This is a genomic window from Dyella sp. (genome assembly GCF_051954575.1).
Classification (GTDB): Bacteria; Pseudomonadota; Gammaproteobacteria; order Xanthomonadales; family Rhodanobacteraceae; genus Dyella_B.
Window position 1 is genome coordinate 1 of record NZ_JBQCHP010000065.1, and the last position, 24,605, is coordinate 24,605.

Sequence of the window (24,605 nt, forward strand, 5' to 3'; positions counted from 1 at the left end):
TTAACGGCAGCGCGGCGCTGCACTGTAGGTTGGTAGAGGTGTAGCCGAAACCCAACGTCGTCATCCACACGGCGATGTTGGGTTTCGGCCGCGCCTCTACCCAACCTACGATGTCTCTCGCTGCGTGGAATCGTTCCTGTAGTGATCGCTTTTTTGGCATTCAAATGGGGACAGGAATTGTCCCGTCAGGCCAACTTTTTCGCGCAGGAACAAGCGGAGAAACGCAGGTTGCGCATGCACGCCAGCGCAAGGTTTTGCGTGCAAGTCGTATCACGTTTCCTATACATTTTTCTCTGCATGCTCCTGCGCGACGGACGCTGTGTATGTGTGCGTCTTTTGGGGTCATCGCCAATCAAATCATTTTTTTGTTGCGCTGATGGGTGCGCGACATCGGAAGGTTTTTGCATCACGCATATGCACATGTACCAATTGCGCATCGGCAGGTAGGGGAAACAACGGGCCGAGCGTCTGAATGAAGTGCGGGGAAATACTGCAACGCAATTTCGTTTTTACGTTGTCTTGAAAAAGCCTCTTCGGGGAAGGGGCGAGGTGGTTGTGTGCATGGATGCAGCGGTTGTACTGAATCGCGGCTTTCGGATGGTCCGAAGTCGTCCTTAATTGCCACTTTGTTTCTGGGGAGAAACTCAATGCAATCGAAGTTCAAGTTTGCGCTCTTGGCTGGTCTTGTCGCTGCTGTCTGCGTGCCCGCTGCATTTGCGGCACAGGCCGGCGAACAGGTAGGCCCCATCGGAGAGTTGGCGCGCCAGGTATGGCGCGAAAACATCGTGCAGGTTCCGACACCGGCGGCAGGTTGCTTCCAGGCCGTCTACCCGAGCAATGCCTGGCAGCAGGTGGCGTGCAAGCAGCTGTCGGCGCTGCATACGCATACGCTGCCGGCCAAGGTGAAACAAAACCATCTGCAGCCGGAAACGGCGGGTAACGGCAACGACTACGTGCTGCAGGCGCCCGGCTCGAGCCTTATTTCCAAGACGATCGGCAGCTTTCCCTCGGTGACCGGTGTGACGTCCGAGCAGGGCGTGGGCGTGGCCGCCTATGGCGATGGCGGCATTCTCGGTCCGAACGAATACTCGCTGCAGATCAATACGCAGTTCACCTCGACCACATCGGCCTGCAACGGCCATTCGGGCTGCACCGTGTGGCAGCAGGCCGTATATGCACCTGATTACGTGTTATCTGGTTCGGCCGCGGTGTTCTGGCAGTACTGGCTGATCGGTTATGGCGGAACGAGCTGCCCGAGTGGCTTTGGCAGTGACGGTTCGGGCGACTGCTATCGCAACAGCAGTTATGTCTCCGCGCCCGACGTTCCCGCTACGCAGCTCGGCAACCTGAAGCTGCAGGGTACGGCCACCTCCGGTGGCAACGATACGGTCACGTTTACCAGCGGCAGCACTGCCTATAGCGTCAGCGGGAAGGACAGCGTGCTCAAAATTGCAACGGTCTGGAAGCAATCGGAGTTCAACGTGGTCGGCAACGCCGGCGGCTCGGAAGCGCAGTTCAACAGCGGCTCCTCGATCACCGTGCGCATAGCCGGCACCTACGGCTCCACCACCGCGCCATCGTGCATTGCCAATGACGGCAGCACCGGCGAAAGCAACAATCTGAATCTGGGGAGTTGCAGCGCCGTCGGTGGTAGCTCGCCATATATCCAGTTCACCGAATCGAACTGATAGACGCGTTTTCAGTGCACACGAACCGGGAGAGAAATCTCCCGGTTTTTTTATGAAGACATCAAAGTTTGAAGTTCAAGCTCACCATGTACGAGCGCCCGTTCTTATAGGTATTGAGCGGCGTATTGGGTGTGTTGTCGTACGCGTAGTACGTCTCGTTGAGCAGATTGGTGGCGTTGAACGCCACCTGCAGATGATCGTTGATCTGATACGCCACGGACGCATCCAATTCGGTATAGGCATCGGCCATCTGCTTGGCGCCGATCGAGCCGATCTGGGTGAAATAAGGCGACCGCCAGCCGAGATTGACGCGGATGGTCCAGGGGCCTTGCTCGTAGTACGGCGTCAGGTTGTAGGCGTTCTTCGAGTTGTACGGCAAGTTGTAGCCATTGACCGTATCGGCTTGCGAAAAAGTGTAGTTCGCGTACACGCCAAAGCCACCCCAGATATCGCCCTGGTAGGTCAGCGAAAGGCCCTTCACCTTGGCGTTGGAGGCGTTGATCGGCAAGGTGGTCTGGTAGAGCGAGGTTTCGTGCAGGGTGTTGTTGTAGAGCGGCTCCAGCACGGTTTGATAAAGGATGTACTGGGAAATCTTGCGGAAGAACAGCTCGGCCGAAAGGATGCTCTTGGGCGTGAAGTAGTACTCCAGCGAGCTGTCGAAGTTGGTCGACTTGTAAGGCTTCAAATCCGGATTGCCGCCGGATGCGGTCAACGAGATATCCTGCGTGGCCACGTAGGGCGTCATGTTCTGGAAACGCGGGCGCGCAATCACTTTTGCTGCGGCGAAGCGCCACAACAGATCATCCGTGATGTTGTAGGCGAAATTGAAGGATGGCAGCCAATCGTGATAGCTGTGGGCCACGCTCAATGGCGCATATTGGTTGCCGCTGCCCAGATAGGTGTAACCGTCCACCGTGTCGCGCGTGTAGACGTAGCGCACGCCCACGTTGCCGCGATATTTGTCACCGGAGAAATTGCCCTGCACGTACGCAGCGCGCGTGTGCTCCTGGATGCTGTAGCTGCCGGAGGGCACGAAGGACAGATCGTTCGCGCCCGGCAAGCTGTTTATATAGCTTTGGATGGCGCCGGAACCGATCGTGGTCCAGTCGCGCATGGTCGGCGTGGAGGGCAGGCCGGACAGGAAATTGCCCGGCGTACTGCCACCGGCGAATGGCGCCAGCGTCAATGGGTCGGCGGGGTTGGGATCCTGTATCGACGGCAGGTTGGAGTTGTAGTCGTTCTGGCCGTTCGCATGATTGGTGGCCTTGATGCCGGCCTGGATCTGCGTGAACGGACCGAGATTGAGGTCATGGCTGAAGTCGAATTGCGCATAGCGTTCGCGATCATAGGTAGGTGCGTAATTGAGACCATCGGCATCCAGGTTGGCGGCCTCGGCATCGGTGCCGGGAAAGTCGTAGTTGATTAGCGGACCATGGCCGTTGAGCGTCCAGTTGTATGGCGCGAGCGTCTTGAACGAAAGAAAATAAATGCCATCGGAACCGCCGCGCGATTGGGTGTAGCCGATCTGTCCGGATGCGTCCCAGCCTTCGCCGTACCAGTCCGCGCGCAGGTGGAAGCTTTCGGTCTTGATCTTGGTGTTGCGGTAATAGCCGTCCAGATGCGTGGGCGCGCCAGGCCCGTAGCTGCCGCTGGTGGCCAGGCCGTTGTCGGGGCCGATGGCAAGCGCGTCCTGCGCATTGTCGCCCCAGTAGGCATAGCGGCTCTGGTTGTAGTTGTTGAGGTTGTCCTGCGAATACAGGCCGGTGAAGTTCAGGTCGAAGTTCTTGTTCGGTTTCCACTCGATGCCGGTCTGCACGCCATTGCGCTTGCGCTGCTGCTGGAACCAGGCGGTGTTCGCCGACGTGGGGTACATGCCGTGCGCATCGGGCGAGACCTGGCTGGGCGGAAAGTAATGGTTGCCGCCGGGACGCGCGCTGGCGTCGGCGGGATCGTTGAACTCTTGATAGCCAAAAATTTCCGTGCCGTAGCGATCGACGATGCGATCGTCGTGCATCAACGTGCCGAGTATGCCGAAGGTGTCGCTGGCATTCTTCCAACTGTAAAGTACCGATGCATTCGGTTTGCCGCGTTCGGCGTTGCCGTTGTAGCCGTAGCTCACCGTGCCGGTAAGCGTGTTCGCTTTCAGGTCCAGCGGCCGGCGCGTATTCACGATCACGGTGCCGCCGATGCTGCCTTCGTCGATGCGCGCTTGCGGCGTTTTATAGACCTCCGCGGTGCCTATGATCTGCGGCGACAGCATGGTGTAGTCGAACGAGCGGCTGTCCGGGTTATCCGGATCGCCGGCCCAGTTGGTGGAAGCCAGCGTCTGTCCGTTGAGCAACAGGCGATTCAACGCCGGATCGGTGCCGAGAATGCTTACGCGCTCGCCTTCGCCGAAGGTGCGGTCCACGGTGATGCCGGGCAGGTGCGAAAGCGATTCGGCCACGTTGTTGTCGGGAAATTTGCCGACGTCTTCGGCCGTGATGGCATCGACGATGGAATCGGCGTTGCGCTTGATGTCCAGCGATTTTTCCAGGCTCGCGCGGTAACCGGTAACGGTCACCGCCGTCAGCGTCTGGGCCGGCTTGCCGTTGGTGTTGCGCTTGGCGTCTTGCGTGGAACCGTTTGGCTGCGCCTGGTTCGCGTTGGCGTCGTCTTGCGACCATGCGTGGGCGCTCAACATCAGCGTGGCGGCGATGGCTGCCGAAAGCATACGTTTGCAATGCATCTTAAGTTTATCCCCTGCCTGTTGGCTGGCATGTCAGGAGCTCGCGCGCCGTTTTTAGGGCGCACGAACCCACCCAAGGCCATGGACGCCATGGCCATCCCTTTTCGTTTTTCAGGAATGTGCAGCTACTGCCGGTATGGGTGGAGGCGCTGCGTTGGCCTCCGCCACGTCTATAAAAAACCTCCGCCGTCAGCGGCGAGCTGGGTTGTCCCATCCTCGCCTTTGGTGAAGAGCGGCGTAAGCAATAAGCCAGAAAAAAAGCACTGTCAATCAAAACTTGTCACGATCTAAATTCAGCTACGTGATGAATAAGTGTATGAATTGACAGGCATGCAGCCGTTGATTGCATTGCAGTGCAAAACGGAAACTTGGAACGATCCAATAATCCGACTTTTTCAGCTGTTGCGATGCGCAAGGAACAACGAAAAAATGCATACGTAAATGGGAGCAGGGGAAATTCGTGCATGCCGGGCGCGTTCGAATCTGTTCACGCAAGTGACGCATCAGGGTCATCTTGCGCTCGCTCAATAGTCTGAAGTCGCCATGCTTCCGGCCCGATCACACGGACTGGATGATCATCCGGCGCTAAAGATTTTGCGATGCATGCCGATCTCGCTACGGGTATCAAGCATGAGGATGTCGCTCATCGCATGAACATGGCCATGCATGGCTGGATAGGGACGTCGCCTAACCTGCGTCGTGGTGCGATGCATTTCGTATGAGGTTCCCCGCAAGCGTGGGGCTAATGAATGTCCTGGAAAGAACTCCCTGATTTGCTGGCGGTTGGATTGCTGATCTACGCATTCGTAACCGTGTCGCGGCCAGCCGGCAACATGACCACCCGTTTGTGGCTGGTCGGCTGGATCTGCATCGAAGTGCACTTCGCCGCTTATTCGTTTCTCGACCTTCCCGGTGTCGGCGGCGTGCTGGCCGACATGCTCGGTACGGCCTCCTTGGTGTGGTGCGCGGCGCTTTTCTGCTGCTCGCTGGACGCCCGGCCTGCGCAGTGGGGCAGCCGCGTGCTGTATGGCGCGCTGGCCCTGGTGTACACGCTCTACATCGTGCTGGCCTCGCTACCCGCGCCGCCACTGCGGCCGTTGATGGTGGCGGCGGCCAATCTGTTCGCTTTGGTGCCTTTGACGATCGTGATGGTGACGCCGCGCGCCGAACGCCCGGCCAGCCGGTGGATCGCGGTGATACTCAACGCGGCGCTCGCCGTGGCCTTGCTGGGCTGGCAGTTCTCCAAACATGGCCCGGACCTGATGGTGGTGTTGCCGCTGTTCGTGGCCTACTTCACCTGCGGCCTGCAGTTCGCGTTTTCTGACCAGCGCAAGACCGGCGGATTCGTGGTGACCTTGCTGGGCCTGCTGGCGTGGTCGCTGGTGTTTCCATTAGGCATGGCCTTCGACGTGTTCTGGCCGACGGTGCAAGTGGGCGCCGAAGTATGGAACCTGCCCAAATACCTGGTGGCCGTAGGCATGATCCTGCTGTTGCTGGAAGGCCAATTGACACGCAACCAGCATCTGGCCCAGCACGATGCATTGACCGGCTTGCCCAATCGCCGCCTGTTCCAGGACCGCATCAGTCGTGCGGTAGAACGCGCACGTCAGCGCAATGCCTGCATGGCCATGCTGGCCATCGACCTGGATGGCTTCAAGCAGGTGAACGACACCATGGGCCATCACGTGGGCGATGAAGTGCTGCAGCAAGTGGCGCATCTGTTCATCGCTCGCCTGCGTCGGGTCGACACGCTGGCGCGTACCGGCGGCGACGAATTCTCGGTAGTGCTCGAAGGCCCCATCACGCGCCATGAAGCCGCCGGCGTCGCCAGCGCCCTGCGCCAACTGCTGGAGACGCCGTTGACGGTGGCGGGGCAGACCATGCGGATCGGCGCCAGCATCGGCCTGGCCGTATTTCCGGATGATGCGCAAACACCGGAAAGCTTGTGCATTCTGGCCGATGGGCGGATGTATACGGCCAAGCGCAATGGTGGCGGTGCGGTGCAGGTGAGTTGACGGTTGCGAGCCGGCGTTTGCCGCGGGCGCGCGCTACGCCAACTGTTCGTCGAGGCTGCGCGTCTGCGGCGTCAGTTCATCGCCCGTATGCTTGGTCGATGCCGGCTCGATCAACACGATCCAGCATTCCTCTTCGGCGACCGGATTGTGCCGAACGCCGCGCGGCACGGTAAAGAAATCCCCTTCCTTGAGCTCGACGACCTGCTGCTCCAGCTCGATACGCATGCAGCCTTTCACCACATAGAACAGCTCGTCCTCGGTATCGTGCGCATGCCATACCAGATGGCCTTTGAGCTTCGCCACCTTGAGCAACTGATCGTTGACGCGACCGACCACTTTCGGGGACCAGTAATCGGTGACGCGGTCGAAGGCTTGCAATAAGTTTTGGGGTTGGAACATGGTGGGCTCCACCTGGGAAACGGAGTATTTGCAATTATGCATGCACGGAAGGGCATGGAACTTGTGCGGGGGGCAAAGCGATGTGGGCACGATAGAAAGTCGCTTGCGCGAACCCGCGCATCGCAGCGCGTAACTTGCGTAGATAGGCTTTGTCTCAAAACGGTCATTCACGCTTTCATCATTGCTGAGCGCAACGCTCGCGCCGCTACACATTTTCGGAAAGTTATGCACAAAAACGGAAATCCGGGCGCTTTTGTGCGGCAGTTCTTATTTATCGTACTTAACCGTTCGTAGCATCGATCACCAAGGTTGTTTGAAAAGCAGGCGTGTGCATTCGCTGCGAAAGCTGGGCGGATGCGCATTTCGGCCTGGCGCAAAGTTCGATTGCGTTGGTTTGCTTTGAGCCATCGACATCATTCTCGGGCTCGCCATAACGCTTGGGCCGCGAGTCATTGCTTGTGCCACGCAGGAAAATAGCAGGGGGTTTTTCATGGTTATCGTCGAACCACGGATTGGCTACGAGCGCCTGCTCGATGCCTTGAGGGAATGGGGCGTCAGCGTTTGCTCCGGCGTAACGGGTGGCGGCCTGGTTCATCTGCTGAAGCACATGGATCCTTATATCCCCCAACGCACTCGCAGCGGGGAGCTGGAATTCTTTACGATCGGCGAATACGTGGCAGGCTTTATCCCGCTTGGGCACTACCTTGCGACCGGTGAAATCGCCGCTGCTGCCGCCACGACGGGCGCCGCAAGCAAGCTTTTGCTATGCGGCCTGAGCGATGCGAAGCTGCACAACATTCCGGCCGTGTATCTCATTGCCGCAACGCCATCGAGCATGACGTTTCAATCGCCGCTGCAGGACACCACCGAATCGGGCAGCAATATGATCGGCCAGCTCATGGCTGAGCTTCCGCAAGGCACGTTTGTGCTGGATGACATCGAGTCGCTGGATGAGCAGCTTGCGGCTGTGTGGGAGCAATTGAATCAATCCAAGCCCGTAGCGCTCGTTCTCCCGCCGGATGCCCTGTCGGAAATGACATCCCCGGCATTCGATACCGATATGCGTGTGCGTCCGCGGGATGCCGTTGAGCGCGAACGTCCGTCTGCATTTCTCCAGCACCATCTTTCACACAGGCGAAAGGGCCGCATCGTCGTCATGGCGGGCGACGAGGCGGCGCGTTATCCGGATCTGCCTTATCTGACCACACGGCTTTGCGAGGTGCTCAAGGCGCCCATCCTGTGGAGTATCAATGGCGCCAATGCGGTATCCAGAAACAATCCCTATGGATACGGTTATCTGGGTTTTGGCGGAAACGACCGTGCTGCAGAGCTTTGGGATGATTTGAACGAGCACGACCTGCTCATAACCATCGGTTATTGCGCAGATGAATACACCACCAATTTTTCTCCGGCCAAGGCGGGCCTGGTCTGGAACATCACGGCCAGCGCATATCTGTATGGGAGCGCGCATGGCAGTTTTCGCCATCAAGTAGCGGGGGAATTCCAGCAAACGGTGGGTGATGTCGCAGCGATTCTGCGGGAAACCATTCTCTGGTGCCAGGCGCATCCGCAGATCTGCAACGAGGAGTCGCCGGTTTATCCGGATCTCAACACCCACGCCTTTGAACGCGCACGCGGTAACGCTGTGGACATTGCGGCCTTCTACGAAAAGCTCGACGGCTTGTGGCAGCCCGACAGCGTGGGCTTTGACGATGTATGCCTGGCGTACAAGGATCGTCAATACGTCACCCAGCGTCCGCATCCGTACGCGAAGATGTACTCCTTGTATCGCGGCTCTGCCATGGGCGGTGCCTACGGCCTCGGGCTTGGCGCAAAAATCGCTTCGCCCGGCAAGCATGTTTTCGTGTTTTCCGGCGACGGTTGCTTTCGGCTCTATGGCGGATGCCTGATGGAAGCTAGGCAACTGGGCATTACCTTGTTCGTGCTGGACAATGCCAGCTACGGGATCGTGGAGCAGGGGCTTTCCAAGGTGCTGCCAGATACGCCTGCACGGCGATATCACGGTGAGCTCGAGCGCATGGATTTTGCAGCCATGGCGCGCGCATGCGGCTGGCTGAGCGTGCGGCTTTCCCCAGATTTGAGCAATCTTTCCGACATCATGCGCGAGGCCTATCGGCAAGATCGTCCGTCCATGCTGGTCGAGGTGCCGATTGACAGTCACCAGATCGTGGGCCCCAATCCTCGCTTGAAGAACCTGTAGCGCGAACAGTGGCGCGGCTTCGTGCCATCCCATCGTCAAATATACGTACTCCATGAATATCCCCACCGCAGCTTCCACGCTCTATCGCTTGCTCGCAGACAGCTATTCCCACTGGCTCAAGCAGCCGCTGGTCAGTCCGGGGTTGACGGATGAGCAGGCGGCGCGTTGGCTTTACGAAGAGGCGCCTTTCGGATTGCTGGCGCATGACACGTGCGCGGACCCTGTGTTTATCTACGGCAACGTTTTTGCGCAACGCTGCTTCGAATATGCCTGGGATGAATTGATGCCGCTTCCCTCCCGACTGTCGGCGCCACCGCAGCAAGTGCAGGGTAGAAGGGAGTTTCTGGAGCAGGTCAGCAAGCAGGGTTTTGCAACCGGCTATCGCGGGCTGCGTATCAGCAAGTCGGCGCGTACGTTCTGGATCAACGATGGGGTCGTCTGGCAACTGGTCGATCAGGCAGGCGTATTGCGCGGGCAGGCTGCATTGTTCAGGACATAGTGCGTTTCAAGCTTGCTTGTGCTGTCGCGCGCTTGCCTGGCACTCCCGCACCATGGCCATCAGGGCATCGCCGGAAATCAATTCGATCGGCTTGCCTTGCACGAAGCGCTGCGCATCGTCGGTGTAGTGGCCAATGGCGACGATCTTCACCGCATCGGCGCGGTGGTGCATCAGCAGACCGTACATTTCCCGCACCAACCGTACATCGACCAATTTGGTGCGCCATTGCTTGCATTGCACCAGCACGGTCGTGCCATCTTTTTGCAAGACCAGGTCGATACCGCCGTCCGCCCCGCCTAGCCCGATTTCGCGCACCTTGTAGCCCTGGCGGCGGAATGCCTCGCCGACCAGCATTTCGAATTCACGCCAGTCCATCGCGCTCAGGCTGCGCAAGCCGGTTTGCGAGGCCAGCAGTCGTCGTCGTCGCCGACTGTCGAGGTAGGAGATGAGTGCGGCAAGCCAGCAGGCAATCAACAGCAGCCACGCGACAGGAGCATAGGCGCCGTCGGCGAGCGAGGTTCCCAGTGTCTGGCCGACGGGCCCCCCGAAAGTGGTCATGAACCAGCCTAGTCCGTAGCGCATGGCGGCGTAGCCTGCAACGCCAAGCACAATGCCGGACTGCCAGGGCAGTTTGGAGACCATCTCGATGCCGCCGTCTTTGCGCCTTCCCACCGCCCCCTCCTGAGCGTCTGTTTTTGTGCTCGACTCGCAGGTGCGGTCTTCAAGAATCGGCAAGCAGGAACTGCGCCAATGGAAAAATTGCGCGGAGGGGTTTGCGGGCAGGTCGGCTATGCGAAGTAGCCGTGGCGATAGTGCCCGGAAGTGTTTGTTTTGTCTGAAACGCCGGCGTGATGTTCGGGTGGGCGAGGCCAGCAGGGCGCTGCCCGATAACCTTGCCCACGTGACTCGCTGCGTCACCTGACGCAATCGGTAACCGGCACGGCTTGTCGCGTGCGTGGGTGCATCAAGCTACGGGCCGCCGGTACCGAGCTTCATCGAGCGTGATACCCCAGATGCGTTCCGTTCGGGCCAGTCCGTCCGGTATCCACCCGTCAGCGCGGTAGAAGCGTTCGCCGCGTTGGTTACCGGCAAGCAACCACAGCACGGCATGTCGACATCCTAATTCAGCCAGACGGAGCCGGGCAGCCGTTATCAAGGCGGCGCCGATTCCGCGACCCCACACATCAGGGTCCACGTAGAGCGCACATACTTCGCCGTGATCGGGTGTATCGCCGTCATGTGACGGAGCGGTGGTTGCGAATCCACGGATGGCGCCGTCATCCACGGCGACGATCGTCATGGGACGGCGGCTATCTTTGGTGGCGAAGTCATAGCGCTGCGCACGTTGTTCCGGCCGAAGTTGCGCCAGGTAGTCGGCGGGCAGCAAATGGCGATAACCCACCTGCCACGCGCGCACATGCACGCGCGCCACGCCCAGGGCGTCTTCCGGTTCGGCGGATCGGATCAGCATATGCACAGTCTGGCGGGTAGACAGAACATGCGCGACAGGTTGCAGTCACTCGCCAACGCGACACCATTGCGGCAAGATGCCGCCACTGTCAGGAAAGGGGTTTTTCCATGCTTAAGGCAACACTGAATAAGTATCGCCGTCGTCACCAGCCCTGTCTGTTCGCAGGCCACAGGGCCGTCGGCGAAGGCAGACTGGCCGTCTGTCGAGACGGCGGACCGAAGGCATGCGGACAGACAGGGCTGGCCCCCACGTATTGAATTAAATGATGGGGTGATGCCTGGAAGGCCCGCAGGCTGCGCCGCGCGGCTTGGCAAGACGGCCAGTCTTCCCGGCGCCGCGCTACACACCCTGCGAGCCTTCCAGGCATCATGACGAAGGCGATACTTATTCAGTGTTGCCTTAACTTGCCGCCCAGGGATCCACGTTCGTTCCTCGGTCGTTTTCGTGTGGGCGGTGGACTGATCGTTGCCCTTATTGTCGTCGTGCTGTTGCTCAACAGCGTATTCGTGATATCGCCCAGCGAAGAGGCCGGAACACGGTGGCTGGGCGGCACGCCGATGACCAGCGTGCCGTTGACTACCGGCGTGCATTTCAAGGTGCCGTTCTTCGAAACGGTGGATCGCCTGCAGACCAGCCGCTCCGTGTATACGCTCAATGGTTTGGACGTCTATACCAACGACAACCAGAAAGTCACCATCGACCTCAGCCTGATCTACCAGATACCCAGCTCGGCGGTGATGAACCTGCTGTATCACATCGGGCGGGCCGGTTCGATGGACGTCGAAACCACCATTCTGCCGGTGGTGCGCGATCGCGCATTGGCCGCCTTCGCCCAGTACAACACGCTCACCATCTCCGATCAGCGCGCGCAGATCACCGCGCAGATGCGCAAGGACATCAGCGATGCGTTGCAGCGCCTGTTCAATGTGGATGTGATCGACGTGCAGCTGATCGGCATTCATTACTCGCCGATCTTCGACCAGTCGATCGAAGAGGCGGTGCGCGCCAAGAACCTGGCCGTACAGGCGGAAAATACGGTGGCGCAAAAGCGCTACGAGGGCGAGCAGAAAACGGTGACCGCGCATGCCGAGGCCAGCGCCGCGGTGGAACGCGCCAACGGTGAAGCCCAGGCCACCGTGTTGCAGGCGCAAGCCCAGGCCAAAGCGATCGAAACGGTCGGACAGGCGCTGAAGAACAATCCCGAATACTCGCGTTTCTACGGCTTGCAGCACTGGAACGGCATCCTTCCGCAAGTAGTAGGGGCCGGATCCATTCCGATGATCGATCTGAGCAAGGGACAGGAAGGCGGCAAATAACCCGCGCTGTTGCGGTGGCGCCAAAAGAAGGTGCCGCCGCTATTCCGAAGCATCCATGTAAGGAGGCGCATCGTTGAGCTTGTCGCGCTGCGCACGCGTATCGCTGGCAGCCGATGAGGACGCCTGATTGTCCATGCTGACCACCACACGATTGCGGCCATCACGCTTGGCGCGGTATAGCGCGCTGTCCGCCGCAATCAGCAGGCGCCGCAGGTCGTAGCCGTAATGCGCGGTCGAGGCGATGCCGAAACTGGCCGTAAGCGGTACGTGCTCGGTTTCCGCATCCGGCTGCGCTTGCATGGCCATGCGAATGCGTTCGGCCCGCTCAAGCGCCTGGATCAGCGTGCACTCCGGCAACAGTATGCCGAATTCCTCGCCGCCGATGCGGCCGAACACGTCGCTGGAATGCAGGTGCTGCTGGCAGATCAGCACAGCACGCCGCAGCGCATGGTCGCCTGCGATATGGCCATAGGTATCGTTGATGTTCTTGAAGTGGTCCAAATCGATCAGGATCAGGCTGGCGCCGCGCTGTGACTTGGCCACATAGCGCAACGCCTGTTCCGCTTCTTCCACGAAGTGCTGGCGATTGAAGATGCCGGTGAGGCCGTCGCGGCGCGCCAGGCGCATGAAGCGCAGTTGCGAGCGCTTGAGGCGATAGAGCCAGAAGGCGATCGAGGCCAATACCGTGAGCAACAGTGCGATGTACAGGCGACTTGTTTCGACCGCCTTGTGATCGAGTGCCTGTTGCAGTTGGAGAATCTGGTTTTGTTTGTTCAGCTCGCCAAGTTCGACTTTCTTGGCTTCGATCTGTTGCTTGATGATCTGGTACGCAAGTGCCTTTTCACGCGTGTCATCGAGATGTTCTTTGTCGGCTGTTACGTACTTTTCATGATAGGCGAGCGCTTCGCGAAGGTTTCCATACTGTCGTTCTATCTGATAGAGCAGTTGATAACCTTTGACCAATGGCTCGATGAGATCGCTCTTGGAGGCGGCGTCGACGGCGACGGTGGCGTATTTCTGAGCTAAGGAGGTCTCTCCTTTTTTCCAGTACGCCTGGGCCAGGAGAATGTTGAAGTCCGCGGTCAGCTCTGAATAATTGAGTGTTCTCACTTCCTCATAGTTCGCTTGTAGAAGTGAAAGGGCCTCATCCGATTTACCTTGTTGCAGGGCCAAGGCAGCCATGTCTTTGCGTAGTATGTCGGCCGCGAGCTTTTCGCCCACGGCGAGGCAGGGCGTTATGCTTTGCTGAAATGTTTCGTTGGCTATTTTGGTTTGACCGGCGCGGATTCTGGCGTGCAGTTCATACATGTGCCCAAGACAGTTATGTCTGCCGGTGGGGTACTCTGCGATTATCTGCTCGGCATAGCCTGCAGCGAGGTCGTATTGGCCTGCTTCGCTAAGCAGTTGCGAAGCTTCGCCCAGAATGCGCGCGCGCGCCTCTTTATCGGAAGCTTGTGGCAGATCGTCCAGGGCTTTGTCCAAATACTCGAAAGCCTCCTCGTAGTGGTGCCCGACGCCGAGAACGTGTATTAGTACGGAAGTTGCACGTATTTTAAGATCGCTATCGGATGCTTGCTTGAGCACTGACTCCAACAGTGTCCGCGCTTTTTCTTCCTGGCCGTTATAGGCTGCTTGCCAACCTTGCAGGTAATGCAAACGCCATTTCTGTTTATCCGATAATTCGGTTACATGGCTTTCGAGCTCTTGAAGCAATTCGACGAAGCGCGCGTTGTCCCTGGCTCTCAGGCTTTCCGCTTGGTCCAGCAGCTGTGGCACATTGCTCAACGGTGCGCGCGCGGCCACGGCAGCACCGCTACCGTTGAGCACGGTAAACAGCAGGAAGGCCCCTGCTAGAAAATTTCGGCGTCTGCTGCCGGTGGTTTGCACTTACGATGAACAAACAGACGAGGGGTTGGATAGGCGGTGAGCATCGTCTTTCTCACCAGGTTCGTCTTCCCCTTCATCCTCCTCTCCAGGTTCTATGTAGCAAACCAGCGGTTCTTGTTGCATAAGCGTCTGCAACTGCACAGCATCCTTATTCAAGATGGCCGTGCGGAATGGACCTTCGATATCAGCCTCGGCCAGCGCCAGTTCCATTTTATTCATTGCAATGTCATTCCATTGAGCTTCGCTACCTATCTTTTCCAAAAAACGAATGACATTCAACATCAAAACTGCCCCTGTAATGCTGTAGTACCCCTGTATCGCCCGCAGTGATCATTCCTGGAGCACCGGGCGCGCTCATCATATCGTGCTGTAAACGGGCTTGCTGCGAGCGGCCAGCGGTTGAGGGCGATGCTTCCCGCTCGCCACGAATTTGGCTTCGAATCGGCCCTAATCAGGTCAAGGCCGCCAGTTTTGCACGAACCTCCGCGTCGGCTTCCAAGGGGCGGGCGGGTGGAATGGCCAAGGTGTCGGCCATGCCCACCTCGGCCTGGGGCAATGCCGCGAGCGCCACGCGCTCGATGCGCGGGCTCTGGAACGGCAGGGTGGCGGCGCGGTAGATGATGGCTTGGTGGTCCAGCGGATAGTCGCGGGCCAGTACCTCCACCAGCACTTGCCGGTGGGCGGCGCCGGTGGAGAAACGCTTGAGCGATTTGTCGCCGGCCACGCCGATCTGCCACAGGATCAGCCAGGCACTTGGATCGATACAACGCCGGTAAAGCATGAACTGGCTGGCCTCGTAATGCTGGCAGCCGCGCGCGCCGGGGTCGAGCCCCAAGTCGGCGTACAGGCAGTCTTCGGAGGAAATGCCCGGCTCCATATGGGCGGGGTAGGCTTCCGCGCGCGCCGTCGCGATGGCTTTGTGCGGCACCCAGGCGAAGACGCCAGGGTGGCCGTAGAACACGCCGCAGACGCGCTTGCCTGCGCGCACCTCGGCCATGATCGCCGCCACCATCTCGCGGTAGGTTTTCATCCGCGACTTGCCCTCCTGGTAATAGGGCTGCAGGCTGCGCACGTCCTGGTTCATCTCTTTCAACCACAGCTCGACGATGCCGTCGGACATGCCGGCGAACACCACGTCGGCCTGTTCGATATGGCTGCGGGCTCGCGGGCTGATATGCGATCCCAGCGTCATGCCGATACCCACGCAGGCGAGGCTGCCTATGGATGTCATCTGATTCACCTTTTAAATCCCCCTTACTGCGCGCGGGGCAGTATTGCGTGCGAGCGCATGCACGTCGAGTTGCTTGCGCGGAAGCTAAGCTTGCTCTTGGTTTCTTTCGTTTTCGTAGTGTTGCGAATACGCGCAGGTCGACATCGATGCGGGCACTCATGGGAAGGCGCATTTGGCGAGGCGAATAAAAATGGATGAATGGGTTTTGCCCAATCCTGCACGGCAGCGCGGACGAACCTTCGTCTACGTGCTGCCAAGCCTCGGCGAGGACCTTACCAAGGTAGGGTTCACGCAAGATCCCGTTCAGCGCTTCCGCAGTTTCCATCCGCGCTTTTTCGCGTTGTTCGACCTGGAGCAGGGGATGCTGGTGGAGACCGGGCGGCTGCGGGATGCGCGGCATCTGGAGCGTTTGCTGATCGAGCGCTGGCCGCTGCATCGCGCGACGGCGCCCTTGCTGGTGTCGGACGCCGCCGGCGGACATACCGAATGGTTCCGCGGCATCGGCGAGGAGGTGGGGCCGTTCGTACGCCGCGTGGCAGAGCGCTACGGCTACACCTTGCACGCGCCACTGGGCGGCTGGTTGCATGCGCGTTTCGCCGAGCGCGCGGATGCGTTGTACGAATGGTCCCGACGTCTGCTGGAGATGCTGCAATGGCAAGCGGCGAATGTGCCCGTGGAGGCACGCGATCCGCGTTATGCCAGGGTGCTGGTCGATACGCTCGATGCCTGCCGCGCCGTCGGCATGGCGCTGGATGATTTGCTGCCGCCGGAGGTGCTGACCTGGTACGCGGGCAGATCGGGCGATCGCGCGGCGAAGCTGTTCGAAGACGACTGCTGACAGGATGTTGTCAGCAGCCCGGACGCAAGCTATTCATTCCTTACTGTGCGGATCTTGAGGATTATGACCACGCCCGACATCACCCTGTACGTTACCCGCCCCGGCTTCGGCATGCCGGAAACCAGTCCGTTCGTGATCAAGAGCAACGTGCAATTGCAAATGGCGGGGTTACCTTATGCAACCGAATCCACCATTCCGCCGCAGGCGCCCAAGGGCAAGGTGCCTTACCTGAAAGATGCTGGCGAGGTCATTTGCGATTCCACCTTCATCCGTGCGCACATCGAGCGCAAGTACGGCATGGATCTGGATGAAGGCCTGGATGCATTGCAACGCGCCCAGGCATGGGCGATCGAGCGGATGCTGGAAGACCACCTTTACTTCGCGATGGTGTGGTTTCGCTGGATCGTGCCGGAAAATTTCGCCAAGGGTCCGGCGCGTTTCGCCGACAGTGCACCGGAAGCCGAGCGCGAACAACTGCGTCGCACCTTGCAGGCGCGCAAGCATGAAGACCTGCGCGGACACGGTATCGGCCGTCACTCGGCGGGCGAGATCGCCGCATTGGGCGTGCGTTCGATCGATGCGGTGGCGACCTTGCTGGGCGACAAGCCGTACCTGATGGGCGAGCGCATGACGGCGGTAGACGCGTTCGCGTTCGCCATACTGGCGTCGATTCTTACCCCGTTCTTCGATACGCCCTTGCGTGATGCCGTGGCGGGGCGCGTGAATCTGGTCGCCTATGTGGGGCGATTGATGGCGCGCTATTACCCGCAGCATGAGTGGAAACCGTTGCGGGAGGTGGAGACGGTCTGACAGGATCGGTGCTCGGCGAGAACCGTTCCCTCGGACCATAGCGGTAAGGCTCGATACATCGTCGTTCCGGCGAAAGCCGAGACCCAGTAACTTGCAACCTGACAGGCGCTGAGCCCCGGCGTTCGCCGGGGCGACGAACAGGTAAGGAAAGAACGCATACCCCAGGTGAACGACCCCATCGGTGCCTACACAGAATTGATCGGCACACCCCTAGGCTGTAGACGTCTCCCCGAACCCAGGAGCCCGTCATGGAAGTCAGCTTCAATAACTGGGGCGAAGCTGTGGCGTTCCTTTCCGAGCGCACCGATATCGCGCTCGAAGGCCTGATGGCATTGAGCGCGCAGCAGATGGTGGATCAGCAGGTCATCGCCGCGCTGCTATCGTCCCATTCCCACTTGAGAGCCGCCGCGGACGCCTGGCGGCAGATGGCCTCGGCTACCTTGCCGATCACCCATGTGCGCAGCCTGCAGAACGACCAGCCCGAATCGGTGCGCGAAGCCTATTCGGAACGCATGGCCTATTGGGAGGAAATTTTTCGCCGGGCCATTCCGCAGGAAAGTGAATAAACGCGGCAAATTCGCGTGAAAGGGATGCGAAGAGGGCACCGGCGTGCAACCATAGGGCGCCCAAGTTCTTCACATCCCATCGCGCCTCATGATCACGCGTTTATTCCGATGCGCCGCCGCAGGTGTCGCGCTTGCCATGGCCGCGCAGGCTTCGTTCGCACAGGCACCGCAGACCGTTCAACTGCAAAATCTTACCTGGACCGAGCTGCGCGAGCAGATCCAGGCCGGCAAGACCACCGTCATCATTCCCATCGGCGGCACCGAGCAGAGCGGTCCGTATATCGCTGTGGGCAAGCACAACGTGCGCGCCCAATACCTTGCCGATCGCATCGCGCAGAAACTCGGCAATGCGCTGGTCGCGCCAGTGGTGGCCTACGTGCCGGAAGGCAGCTATGCGCCGCCCACCTCGCACATGCGTTTTCCCGGCACCATCACCGTGCCCGATGACGTATTCGAAAAATTGCTGGAATCGGCAGCGAACAGTTTCGCCGTGCATGGTTTTCGCAACATCGTCTTCCTGGGCGATCACGGCGGCTACCAGAAGGATTTGCAGCAAGTGGTAGCGCATTTGAACAAAACCTGGGCCGGCACCAAGGCGCGCGCGATTCTGCCAGCGGTGTACTACGCCACCTCGTCCGATGGCTATGCGCAACTGCTGCGCCAGCATGGCATCCGCGACGATGAAATCGGCACGCATGCCGGTTTGGCCGATACCTCCTTGCAGTTGGCCGTGGCACCGCAGATGGTGCGGCAAAATCAATTGCGCAGTGCGCCCAAGCCGAGCGCGGCCGACGGCGTGTACGGCGGCGACCCGCGGCGTTCCACCGCAGAGCTCGGCCAACTAGGCGTGGATGCTATAGTTTCGCGCACCGTCGACGCTATCCGCCAAGCCACCGCGGCGCGTTGACGCAAGCATCGAAGTGAATCGAACGTTTTCTCCAAATACGGGAATTTGCCGTGAAATCTGATCGTTTTGGGCGTCTTGCCTTGCGTGCCGGCATCGTGCTGGCCAGTTTGTGTGCCACGGCCGCTGCAGCGGCGCAAACCGTGCAGACCGTGGCGGGCATGCCGCCGGTTACCAACCCCAGCAACATGTACAGCAACGCGGGCTACGACATGCTCAGCCCGGTCGTGGCGAACGATCCGGCGCGCATCTACGTGCCGAACCTGCGCTCCAACGACGTGTACGTGATCGATCCGACCACCTTCAAGGTGGTCGACAAATTCCCGGTCGGCCGTAGCCCGCAGCACGTGGTGCCGGCGTGGGACCTGAAAACGCTGTGGGTGACCAACAACGCCGAAGGCCGCAACGACGGCAGCCTCACCCCGATCGATCCGAAGACCGGCAAGCCCGGCAAAGCCGATCCGGTGGATGATCCGTACAACATGTACTTCACGCCGGACGGCAAGGAAGCGATCGTCGTCGCCGAAGCGTTCGCGCGCCTGGATTTCCGCGATCCGCATACGATGGCGTTGAAGTCCCGCCTGTCGGCGCCCGAATGCAAGGGCATCAACCACGCCGATTTCTCGATCGACGGCAAGTACGCCATCTTTACCTGCGAATTCGGCGGCAAGCTGGTGAAGATCGACATGGTCAACCGCAAGGTGCTCGGCTACCTGTTGCTCAACAAGCGCGGCATGCCGCAGGACATCCGCGTGTCGCCGGACGGCAAGGTGTTCTACGTGGCCGACATGATGGCCGACGGCGTGTACCTGATCGATGGCGACAGTTTCAAGCAGATCGGTTTCATCAAGACCGGCATCGGCACGCACGGCCTGTATCCCAGCCGCGACGCCACCAAGCTGTACGTCGCCAATCGAGGTTCGAACAAGGTGCATGGCCCGCACGGCGGTCCGGGCAGCGTGTCGGTGATCGATTTCGCCACGCGCAAGGTCGTTGCCAACTGGCCGATTCCGGGGGGCGGCAGTCCCGACATGGGCAACGTCACGGCTGACGGCAAGTGGCTGTGGCTGTCGGGCCGCTTCGATGATGTGGTGTATGCGTTCGATACCGCGACCGGCAAGGTGAAGATCATCAAGGTCGGCATGGAGCCGCATGGTTTGGCGGTGTGGCCGCAGCCGGGGCGGTTCTCGCTGGGGCATACGGGCATCATGCGGTGATGCAAAAAGGCCGGCATTGCCGGCCTTTTTTTGTTGGTGTCTGCTCATGCTTTGGCTCGGAATTTCAGCTCACCAGGATGCGTCCCTTCCCCTGCTTGCAGGGGAGGGCTAGGGTGGGGTGAAGCAACCTCGCGATACATTTCAATAGTGCAGCAAGCCCAGACAACCCCACCCCCGACCCTCCCCTGCAAGCAGGGGAGGGAGCTACGGTTCGCACAAGCGAGAGTCAACGCTATCGACCAACGGTGAGAAGAGACAGGCGCGGTTACAACTGCACCACGTCGAAGCTCACATCCGGATTCACATCCGCGTTGTAATCCACGTCCTTGCGATCGAAGCCGAACAGGCGCAGGAACTCGTGCTTGTAGCCGGCGTAGTCGGTCTTCTCCCACAGGTTTTCCGTGTTGACCTGCGGCCATAGCGCCTTGCAGGCCTGCTGCACGTCCTCGCGCAGTTCCCAATCGTCCAGGCGCAGGCGGCCTTCCTCGTCGATGGCCGGTGCGGTGCCGTCGGCGCGATAAAGAAAATCGTGGAACAGGCGGTTGGCCTGTTCGATGGTGCCTTCGTGCAGGCCTTTCTCCTTCATGATGCGGAACACCATGGAGACGTACAGCGGAATTACCGGGATGGCCGAGCTGGCCTGCGTCACCACCGACTTCATCACACCCACATAGGCGTGCAGCTTCTGCGCGGCGAAGCGCTGGTTGAGTTCGTGCGCCGTGTTGTCCAGATGCTGCTTGGCCTGGCCGATGGTGCCGTGCCAGTAGATCGGCCAGGTGATCTCGGTGCCGACGTAGCTGTAGGCCACGGTGGTGGCGTTGTCGGCCAGTACGCCGGCCTTGCTCAGCGCGTCGATCCACAGCGCCCAGTCCTCGCCACCCATCACGGCGACGGTGTCCTTGATTTCCTGCTCGGTGGCCGGTTCCACCGTGACCTGCACGACGGCGTCTTTATTGGTATCCACCGAGGAGGCGGTGAACGGCTGGCCGATCGTCTTCAGCGAGGAACGCACCACCTCGCCGCTGTCCGGCAGCTTGCGCACCGGCGAGGCGAGCGAATAGATCACCAGGTCGATCGGACCGCCCATCTCGTGCTTGATCAGCTCGATCGCGCGCGCGCGCGTTTCGTTCGAGAACGCATCGCCGTTGATGGAGCGCGCATACAGGCCCGACTGCTTGGCGAGCTTGTCGAATGCGGCGGAGTTGTACCAGCCGGCGGTGCCCGGCTTGGCTTCGGTGGAAGGCTTCTCGAAGAACACGCCCAGCGTCGCCGCGCCATAACCGAAGGCGGCGGTGACGCGCGAGGCCAGGCCGTATCCCGTGGAAGCGCCGATCACCAGCACGCGCTTGGGACCTGCGGCGGCGCCGACCTTGGCCTTGGTGATGCCGATCTGCTCGCGCACGTTCTGCTCGCAACCGACCGGATGCGCCGTGATGCAGATAAAGCCGCGAACCTTGGGATGGATGACCACGAAGAACCCTCACGTCTTGAGCACAAGGACGCCATTCTAAACGGGGTGGGGCTCCATTCGCTGCCGCAGGGAGACGCTGGATACGCATCGCCGGGGCGATCTCCTCGTAGGTTGGGGTGCAAACCCCAACATCGCCATGTCGATCAACATCCAATGTTGGGATTTGCACCCCAACCTACGTTCCTTTAACGCTACCGGTACCGGATCTTCGTCATGCCCGTCGCATAGTGGAGCCGTTACCATGCGAGCGAGGTGCACCATGCCTACCGGACGCAATGATTCCAAGGACACCAAGTCCCCGCCCGTCACCCAGCCCTACGATCCGCACACCAAACGCGGCCCGCCGCAGCGGCTGGAAGACACCAACGACGCCGGCGACGCGCTGAACGATACCGGCGAAGACAACCAGCGCTGCAAGGACGAGAAGTGATCACGCGCCGTCGGCGCTGAACCCGACCTTGGCGTGACTGCCATCGCAGAACGGCTTGTTCTGGCTTTGCCCGCAGCGGCATAGATAGGTGCTGGTGACGCGCGCCACCATGCGGCCTGTACCGCTGACGATTTCCAGGTTGCCGCGCACGCGCAGCGGGCCGTTCAACTGCGGATCGATCTGCAGCGGGCCGTCGCGTACGTCCAGCGCATCGGTCGCCGTCCCGGTGGGCGGTTCGCCGCTGGCGCTGAAACCCGCCTCGTGATGCGAGCCATCACAGAACGGCTTGTTCTTCGAGGCGCCGCAACGGCACAGCGTAGCGCGGAAGCCGGCGGACTGGCCGCTGAGGCGCAGATCGCCGCGGAATGCATACGGCCCCGCCTCACGCGTCGCGGCCAGGTTGACCGGCGGCGCTGTTTCATCCGCGCGTCCATCGCGGCGGCGGTACTGGATAGCGCCGGATGGGCAGGCGTGCGCGATATCCACCAGGCGTTCGACATCCATCGCGTCGGGATAAAGCCACGGCCCCTGCACGTTGGCGAGGAACACCTTGGGCGCGCCGGTCACACAGAAGCGCGCGTGGATGCAGCGCTTGGCCTCGAAGCGCAGCGTAAGCTTTTCGCCTTCGACCTCTTCGATGCCGTCCTGCACGTTGGACGCCGGCGCAGCTGGCGCAGGCTCCGCGACAGGCGCAGGCGCTGCGGTCGACGGTGCGGGACGCGACAGATCGAAACCCTGCTCGGCCTGCTGCGCAAGACGCTTGAGCACGGAGGCCGCGGCGATCGTGCGCGGATCGCCCGCGGCGCTCAGGCGTTCCGCCGCTTCGCTCAGTTGTTGAAAACGCTCGCGGAAAAAGCGGCGTGCAGCAGGACCGGGCGGCAGCGGCGAGGTATCGCGCAGGGTGATGAAGGTGATGCCCGCGTGGCAGTCGGGATTGGAAGGCCCAGCCGGCAAGCGCGCCGCGCGTTCGGCCAGCGGCGCCAAGGCGTGCATCAGTCCGATGCCCAGATCGAGCGACAGTGCTTTGTCCGGATCCGGCGCCGGTACGGCGTAGGTATAGGCAAGCAGGCGCTGCATCAAACCGTAGGCGGCATTGGCCAGGTCGACGGTCGCGATCGCATCCTCGTTTTCCAGCCACACACGGCCTTCGGGACGCGGCGGGCGGCGCAGCACCGGATTGGTGGCCGCCGGGAACGCCGGCTTGAACGACGGATCGGCAGCCAGCAAGGCCTGGTATTCCGCGCGGATTGCGGCGAAGCGCTGGTAATGCGAGTTCTCGGTGTTTTCCTGCGCGCCTTCGCCCTGCACGATGATGTATTCGAACGCGGCCAGCGCCGTCTTCAGGCAGATCACCTTGTTCGCGCCGGGCAGCGATACTTCCGCATTGGACAGCTGCAGCGCAGGATTGCCGCACAGGGCGCCGGCCTCGCCGTGCATCTCGGCCAGGCGGCGCAGGCCATTGGCCAGGGTCTGGTAGAACGCGCCCACCGTGTCGTAATCGATGCCCATCGGCGTCAGTCGCGGCCCGGTCGCGCCGCGCACGAAATGGCGTTCGGGCTCGAAGCCTTCGCCATCCGGCTCGGCGGAACCGGCCGGGCGTTCCAGGTAGATGAAATGCTGCAGCGTGGCCATGTTGAACGGCGCCAGCTTCACCACCACGCCGGCCGGCAAATAGCCCGGATCGAGCGGAAAATTCACCCGCCCCACGCGCGGTGCGCCGCCGAGCGCCACGGTGATGTTCCACACCGACATCAAGTGGCCCATCTCCTCGATCGCTACCTGCAGCATGCTGCGCTTCCAGCGCGTGATCGCTTCCAGTTGCGCGGGCGTGACGCCTTCATCCACCGATGTCTTCAATGAAAACGCTGCGTAGAGATAGGTGCACATCAGGCAGTGTTCGAGTTCCGCCGCCTCGTACAACGCATGCAAGGCCTGCTCGCGACTGGGAACCGAATGCGTAGGGGTGTAGCTGACCACGGCTGCTTCCCTCTTGATGTAAGGATGGAAAGGTACACCGATTGGATGGCCGTGACCCCTCCCGTAGGTTGGGTTAGCGCAGCGTAACCCAACAGTTTTCGCGAAGCTCGTTGGGTTACGCTGCGCTAACCCAACCTACGGGTGCTCAAATAAACATCCCGCCCGAAGCTTCCACACGCTGCCCATTGATCCAGCCGCTCTCCTTCGACAGCAGCATCGCCACGGCGCCGCCGATATCGTCCGGCAGGCCCACTCGCCCAAGTGCGGTCTGCGAAGCGATATAGGCATTCACATCCTTGTTGTCGCGCACTACGCCGCCGCCGAAGTCGGTCTCGATGGCGCCGGGTGCGAGCGTGTTCACGGCGATGCGGCGCTCGCCCAATTCCTTGGCGAGATAACGCGTAAGCACTTCGATGCCGCCTTTCATCACGGCATACGCCGAGTAGCCGGGCAGGGCGAAACGGGCCAGGCCGCTGGAGATGTTGAGAATGCGTCCGCCATCGGCGATCAGCGGCAGCAGGGTCTGGGTAAGAAAGAACGCGCCCTTCAGGTGCACGTTCACCAGTTCGTCGAACTGCGCCTCGGTGGTTTCGGCAAAGCTGGCGTGCACGCCGATGCCGGCGTTGTTGACCAGATAATCGAAACGGTCGCGTTGCCAGTGTTGTCTCAGCGTCGCGCGCAGTTGCTCTGCGAATGAGGCGAAGCTGCCCACCTTGCCCACATCCAGCGGCAGCGCGACGGCGCGGCGGCCTTGTTGCGTGATGGCCTCCACCACCGCCTGCGCCTCGGCCTGGTTGGAACGATACGTCAGCACCACGTCGGTGCCATGCCCGGCCAGCGTCAGCGCCATGCTCTTGCCCAGTCCGCGGCTGCCGCCAGTGATGAGGGCGATCGGGGTATTCATGAGTGTCTCCTGTGGCAACGTGGACGATCACTG

Annotated in this window: 22 protein-coding genes and 1 pseudogene; 12 read left to right on the forward strand and 11 right to left on the reverse strand. The window is 60.7% G+C overall.

Features of this window, described 5'->3' with window-relative positions; translation table 11 throughout:
- Positions 1 to 647 precede the first annotated feature (647 nt).
- Positions 648 to 1,688 (forward strand): hypothetical protein, encoded by a 1,041-nt coding sequence (locus tag ACTHNE_RS08470; RefSeq protein WP_440269018.1) that lies wholly within the window; start codon positions 648 to 650, stop codon positions 1,686 to 1,688.
- A 61-nt stretch (positions 1,689 to 1,749) separates the two neighbouring features.
- Here the strand turns inward: ACTHNE_RS08470 and ACTHNE_RS08475 are convergent, their stop codons facing one another.
- Positions 1,750 to 4,416, reverse strand: a complete 2,667-nt coding sequence (locus ACTHNE_RS08475) for a TonB-dependent receptor (RefSeq protein ID WP_440269019.1) — start codon at positions 4,414 to 4,416, stop codon at positions 1,750 to 1,752.
- Between the two features lie 749 nt (positions 4,417 to 5,165).
- Here ACTHNE_RS08475 and ACTHNE_RS08480 point away from each other — a divergent pair.
- Entirely contained in the window at positions 5,166 to 6,431 is a 1,266-nt protein-coding gene (locus ACTHNE_RS08480) for a GGDEF domain-containing protein (protein ID WP_324940385.1), read from the forward strand.
- A 33-nt stretch (positions 6,432 to 6,464) separates the two neighbouring features.
- On the opposite strand, the gene ACTHNE_RS08485 is transcribed toward ACTHNE_RS08480, so the two are convergent.
- Positions 6,465 to 6,830 (reverse strand): cupin domain-containing protein, encoded by a 366-nt coding sequence (locus ACTHNE_RS08485; RefSeq protein WP_440269020.1) that lies wholly within the window; start codon positions 6,828 to 6,830, stop codon positions 6,465 to 6,467.
- A 280-nt stretch (positions 6,831 to 7,110) separates the two neighbouring features.
- Positions 7,111 to 7,425, reverse strand: a complete 315-nt coding sequence (locus tag ACTHNE_RS08490; RefSeq protein ID WP_440269084.1) for a hypothetical protein — start codon at positions 7,423 to 7,425, stop codon at positions 7,111 to 7,113.
- Between ACTHNE_RS08490 and ACTHNE_RS08495 the strand changes: the two are divergent.
- The 3 genes and pseudogenes from ACTHNE_RS08495 to ACTHNE_RS08505 all read left to right on the forward strand — a co-directional run.
- Positions 7,321 to 7,632, forward strand: a pseudogene (locus ACTHNE_RS08495) (thiamine pyrophosphate-binding protein); the annotation flags it as partial. The gene ACTHNE_RS08490 and the pseudogene ACTHNE_RS08495 overlap by 105 nt on opposite strands.
- A 123-nt stretch (positions 7,633 to 7,755) precedes the next feature.
- Positions 7,756 to 9,051 carry a thiamine pyrophosphate-dependent enzyme gene (locus tag ACTHNE_RS08500; protein ID WP_440269079.1) on the forward strand — a complete coding sequence of 432 codons (1,296 nt, stop codon included), beginning with the start codon at positions 7,756 to 7,758 and terminating at the stop codon, positions 9,049 to 9,051.
- 52 nt (positions 9,052 to 9,103) lie between these two features.
- Entirely contained in the window at positions 9,104 to 9,550 is a 447-nt protein-coding gene (locus ACTHNE_RS08505; RefSeq protein ID WP_440269021.1) for an MEKHLA domain-containing protein, read from the forward strand.
- 6 nt (positions 9,551 to 9,556) lie between these two features.
- Here ACTHNE_RS08505 and ACTHNE_RS08510 read toward each other — a convergent pair whose 3' ends face one another.
- Complete coding sequence (locus ACTHNE_RS08510; protein WP_440269022.1) at positions 9,557 to 10,285, reverse strand: restriction endonuclease; 729 nt, start codon at positions 10,283 to 10,285, stop codon at positions 9,557 to 9,559.
- 229 nt (positions 10,286 to 10,514) lie between these two features.
- Entirely contained in the window at positions 10,515 to 11,021 is a 507-nt protein-coding gene (locus tag ACTHNE_RS08515; RefSeq protein WP_324937582.1) for a GNAT family N-acetyltransferase, read from the reverse strand.
- A gap of 404 nt (positions 11,022 to 11,425) precedes the next feature.
- Between ACTHNE_RS08515 and ACTHNE_RS08520 the strand changes: the two genes are divergently transcribed.
- Positions 11,426 to 12,337, forward strand: coding sequence for an SPFH domain-containing protein (locus ACTHNE_RS08520; RefSeq protein WP_324937580.1), 912 nt, complete (start codon positions 11,426 to 11,428; stop codon positions 12,335 to 12,337).
- Between the two features lie 39 nt (positions 12,338 to 12,376).
- On the opposite strand, the gene ACTHNE_RS08525 is transcribed toward ACTHNE_RS08520, so the two are convergent.
- The 3 genes from ACTHNE_RS08525 to ACTHNE_RS08535 all read right to left on the reverse strand — a co-directional run bounded on the left by ACTHNE_RS08525 (position 12,377) and on the right by ACTHNE_RS08535 (position 15,455).
- The gene (locus ACTHNE_RS08525) at positions 12,377 to 14,224 is read right to left on the reverse strand and encodes a diguanylate cyclase (RefSeq protein ID WP_440269023.1); all 1,848 of its coding nucleotides are present in this window, start codon (positions 14,222 to 14,224) and stop codon (positions 12,377 to 12,379) included.
- Positions 14,225 to 14,506 carry a hypothetical protein gene (locus ACTHNE_RS08530; protein ID WP_324937576.1) on the reverse strand — a complete coding sequence of 94 codons (282 nt, stop codon included), beginning with the start codon at positions 14,504 to 14,506 and terminating at the stop codon, positions 14,225 to 14,227. It lies immediately after the preceding gene.
- A 169-nt stretch (positions 14,507 to 14,675) separates the two neighbouring features.
- The gene (locus ACTHNE_RS08535; RefSeq protein WP_440269024.1) at positions 14,676 to 15,455 is read right to left on the reverse strand and encodes an SAM-dependent methyltransferase; all 780 of its coding nucleotides are present in this window, start codon (positions 15,453 to 15,455) and stop codon (positions 14,676 to 14,678) included.
- A gap of 190 nt (positions 15,456 to 15,645) precedes the next feature.
- On the opposite strand from ACTHNE_RS08535, the gene ACTHNE_RS08540 reads away from it, so the two are divergent.
- The 5 genes from ACTHNE_RS08540 (at position 15,646) to ACTHNE_RS08560 (ending at position 19,790) form a co-directional block, all read left to right on the forward strand.
- The gene (locus ACTHNE_RS08540; protein WP_440269025.1) at positions 15,646 to 16,293 is read left to right on the forward strand and encodes a GIY-YIG nuclease family protein; all 648 of its coding nucleotides are present in this window, start codon (positions 15,646 to 15,648) and stop codon (positions 16,291 to 16,293) included.
- A 63-nt stretch (positions 16,294 to 16,356) separates the two neighbouring features.
- Positions 16,357 to 17,103 carry a glutathione S-transferase family protein gene (locus ACTHNE_RS08545; RefSeq protein ID WP_440269026.1) on the forward strand — a complete coding sequence of 249 codons (747 nt, stop codon included), beginning with the start codon at positions 16,357 to 16,359 and terminating at the stop codon, positions 17,101 to 17,103.
- A gap of 248 nt (positions 17,104 to 17,351) precedes the next feature.
- Positions 17,352 to 17,669, forward strand: a complete 318-nt coding sequence (locus ACTHNE_RS08550) for a hypothetical protein (RefSeq protein ID WP_324937570.1) — start codon at positions 17,352 to 17,354, stop codon at positions 17,667 to 17,669.
- Between the two features lie 136 nt (positions 17,670 to 17,805).
- The gene (locus ACTHNE_RS08555) at positions 17,806 to 18,576 is read left to right on the forward strand and encodes a creatininase family protein (protein ID WP_324937568.1); all 771 of its coding nucleotides are present in this window, start codon (positions 17,806 to 17,808) and stop codon (positions 18,574 to 18,576) included.
- A gap of 50 nt (positions 18,577 to 18,626) precedes the next feature.
- A complete protein-coding gene (locus ACTHNE_RS08560) occupies positions 18,627 to 19,790 on the forward strand; it encodes a YncE family protein (RefSeq protein ID WP_324937566.1) in 1,164 nt (387 codons plus the stop codon).
- Positions 19,791 to 20,055: 265 nt separating this feature from the next.
- On the opposite strand, the gene fabV is transcribed toward ACTHNE_RS08560, so the two are convergent.
- Positions 20,056 to 21,261 carry an enoyl-ACP reductase FabV gene (gene fabV / locus ACTHNE_RS08565; RefSeq protein WP_324938796.1) on the reverse strand — a complete coding sequence of 402 codons (1,206 nt, stop codon included), beginning with the start codon at positions 21,259 to 21,261 and terminating at the stop codon, positions 20,056 to 20,058.
- 259 nt (positions 21,262 to 21,520) lie between these two features.
- Between fabV and ACTHNE_RS08570 the strand changes: the two genes are divergently transcribed.
- On the forward strand, positions 21,521 to 21,691 hold the full coding sequence (locus ACTHNE_RS08570) for a hypothetical protein (RefSeq protein WP_324938792.1): 171 nt from the start codon (positions 21,521 to 21,523) through the stop codon (positions 21,689 to 21,691).
- Here the strand turns inward: ACTHNE_RS08570 and ACTHNE_RS08575 are convergent, their stop codons facing one another.
- A complete protein-coding gene (locus ACTHNE_RS08575; protein ID WP_324938789.1) occupies positions 21,692 to 23,668 on the reverse strand; it encodes a ferritin-like domain-containing protein in 1,977 nt (658 codons plus the stop codon).
- A gap of 145 nt (positions 23,669 to 23,813) precedes the next feature.
- The gene (locus tag ACTHNE_RS08580; protein WP_324938786.1) at positions 23,814 to 24,572 is read right to left on the reverse strand and encodes an SDR family NAD(P)-dependent oxidoreductase; all 759 of its coding nucleotides are present in this window, start codon (positions 24,570 to 24,572) and stop codon (positions 23,814 to 23,816) included.
- Positions 24,573 to 24,605 lie beyond the last annotated feature (33 nt).

Bases quoted from the DNA above. Each gene is read 5' to 3' on its own strand.
- ACTHNE_RS08470 (WP_440269018.1), top strand. From the start codon at position 648: ATGCAATCGAAGTTCAAGTTTGCGCTCTTGGCTGGTCTTGTCGCTGCT.
- ACTHNE_RS08475 (WP_440269019.1), bottom strand. From the start codon at position 4,416: ATGCATTGCAAACGTATGCTTTCGGCAGCCATCGCCGCCACGCTGATG.
- ACTHNE_RS08480 (WP_324940385.1), top strand. From the start codon at position 5,166: ATGTCCTGGAAAGAACTCCCTGATTTGCTGGCGGTTGGATTGCTGATC.
- ACTHNE_RS08485 (WP_440269020.1), bottom strand. From the start codon at position 6,830: ATGTTCCAACCCCAAAACTTATTGCAAGCCTTCGACCGCGTCACCGAT.
- ACTHNE_RS08490 (WP_440269084.1), bottom strand. From the start codon at position 7,425: ATGAACCAGGCCGCCACCCGTTACGCCGGAGCAAACGCTGACGCCCCA.
- ACTHNE_RS08505 (WP_440269021.1), top strand. From the start codon at position 9,104: ATGAATATCCCCACCGCAGCTTCCACGCTCTATCGCTTGCTCGCAGAC.
- ACTHNE_RS08515 (WP_324937582.1), bottom strand. From the start codon at position 11,021: ATGCTGATCCGATCCGCCGAACCGGAAGACGCCCTGGGCGTGGCGCGC.
- ACTHNE_RS08530 (WP_324937576.1), bottom strand. From the start codon at position 14,506: ATGTTGAATGTCATTCGTTTTTTGGAAAAGATAGGTAGCGAAGCTCAA.
- ACTHNE_RS08535 (WP_440269024.1), bottom strand. From the start codon at position 15,455: ATGACATCCATAGGCAGCCTCGCCTGCGTGGGTATCGGCATGACGCTG.
- ACTHNE_RS08540 (WP_440269025.1), top strand. From the start codon at position 15,646: ATGGATGAATGGGTTTTGCCCAATCCTGCACGGCAGCGCGGACGAACC.
- ACTHNE_RS08545 (WP_440269026.1), top strand. From the start codon at position 16,357: ATGACCACGCCCGACATCACCCTGTACGTTACCCGCCCCGGCTTCGGC.
- ACTHNE_RS08550 (WP_324937570.1), top strand. From the start codon at position 17,352: ATGGAAGTCAGCTTCAATAACTGGGGCGAAGCTGTGGCGTTCCTTTCC.
- ACTHNE_RS08555 (WP_324937568.1), top strand. From the start codon at position 17,806: ATGGCCGCGCAGGCTTCGTTCGCACAGGCACCGCAGACCGTTCAACTG.
- ACTHNE_RS08570 (WP_324938792.1), top strand. From the start codon at position 21,521: ATGCCTACCGGACGCAATGATTCCAAGGACACCAAGTCCCCGCCCGTC.
- ACTHNE_RS08580 (WP_324938786.1), bottom strand. From the start codon at position 24,572: ATGAATACCCCGATCGCCCTCATCACTGGCGGCAGCCGCGGACTGGGC.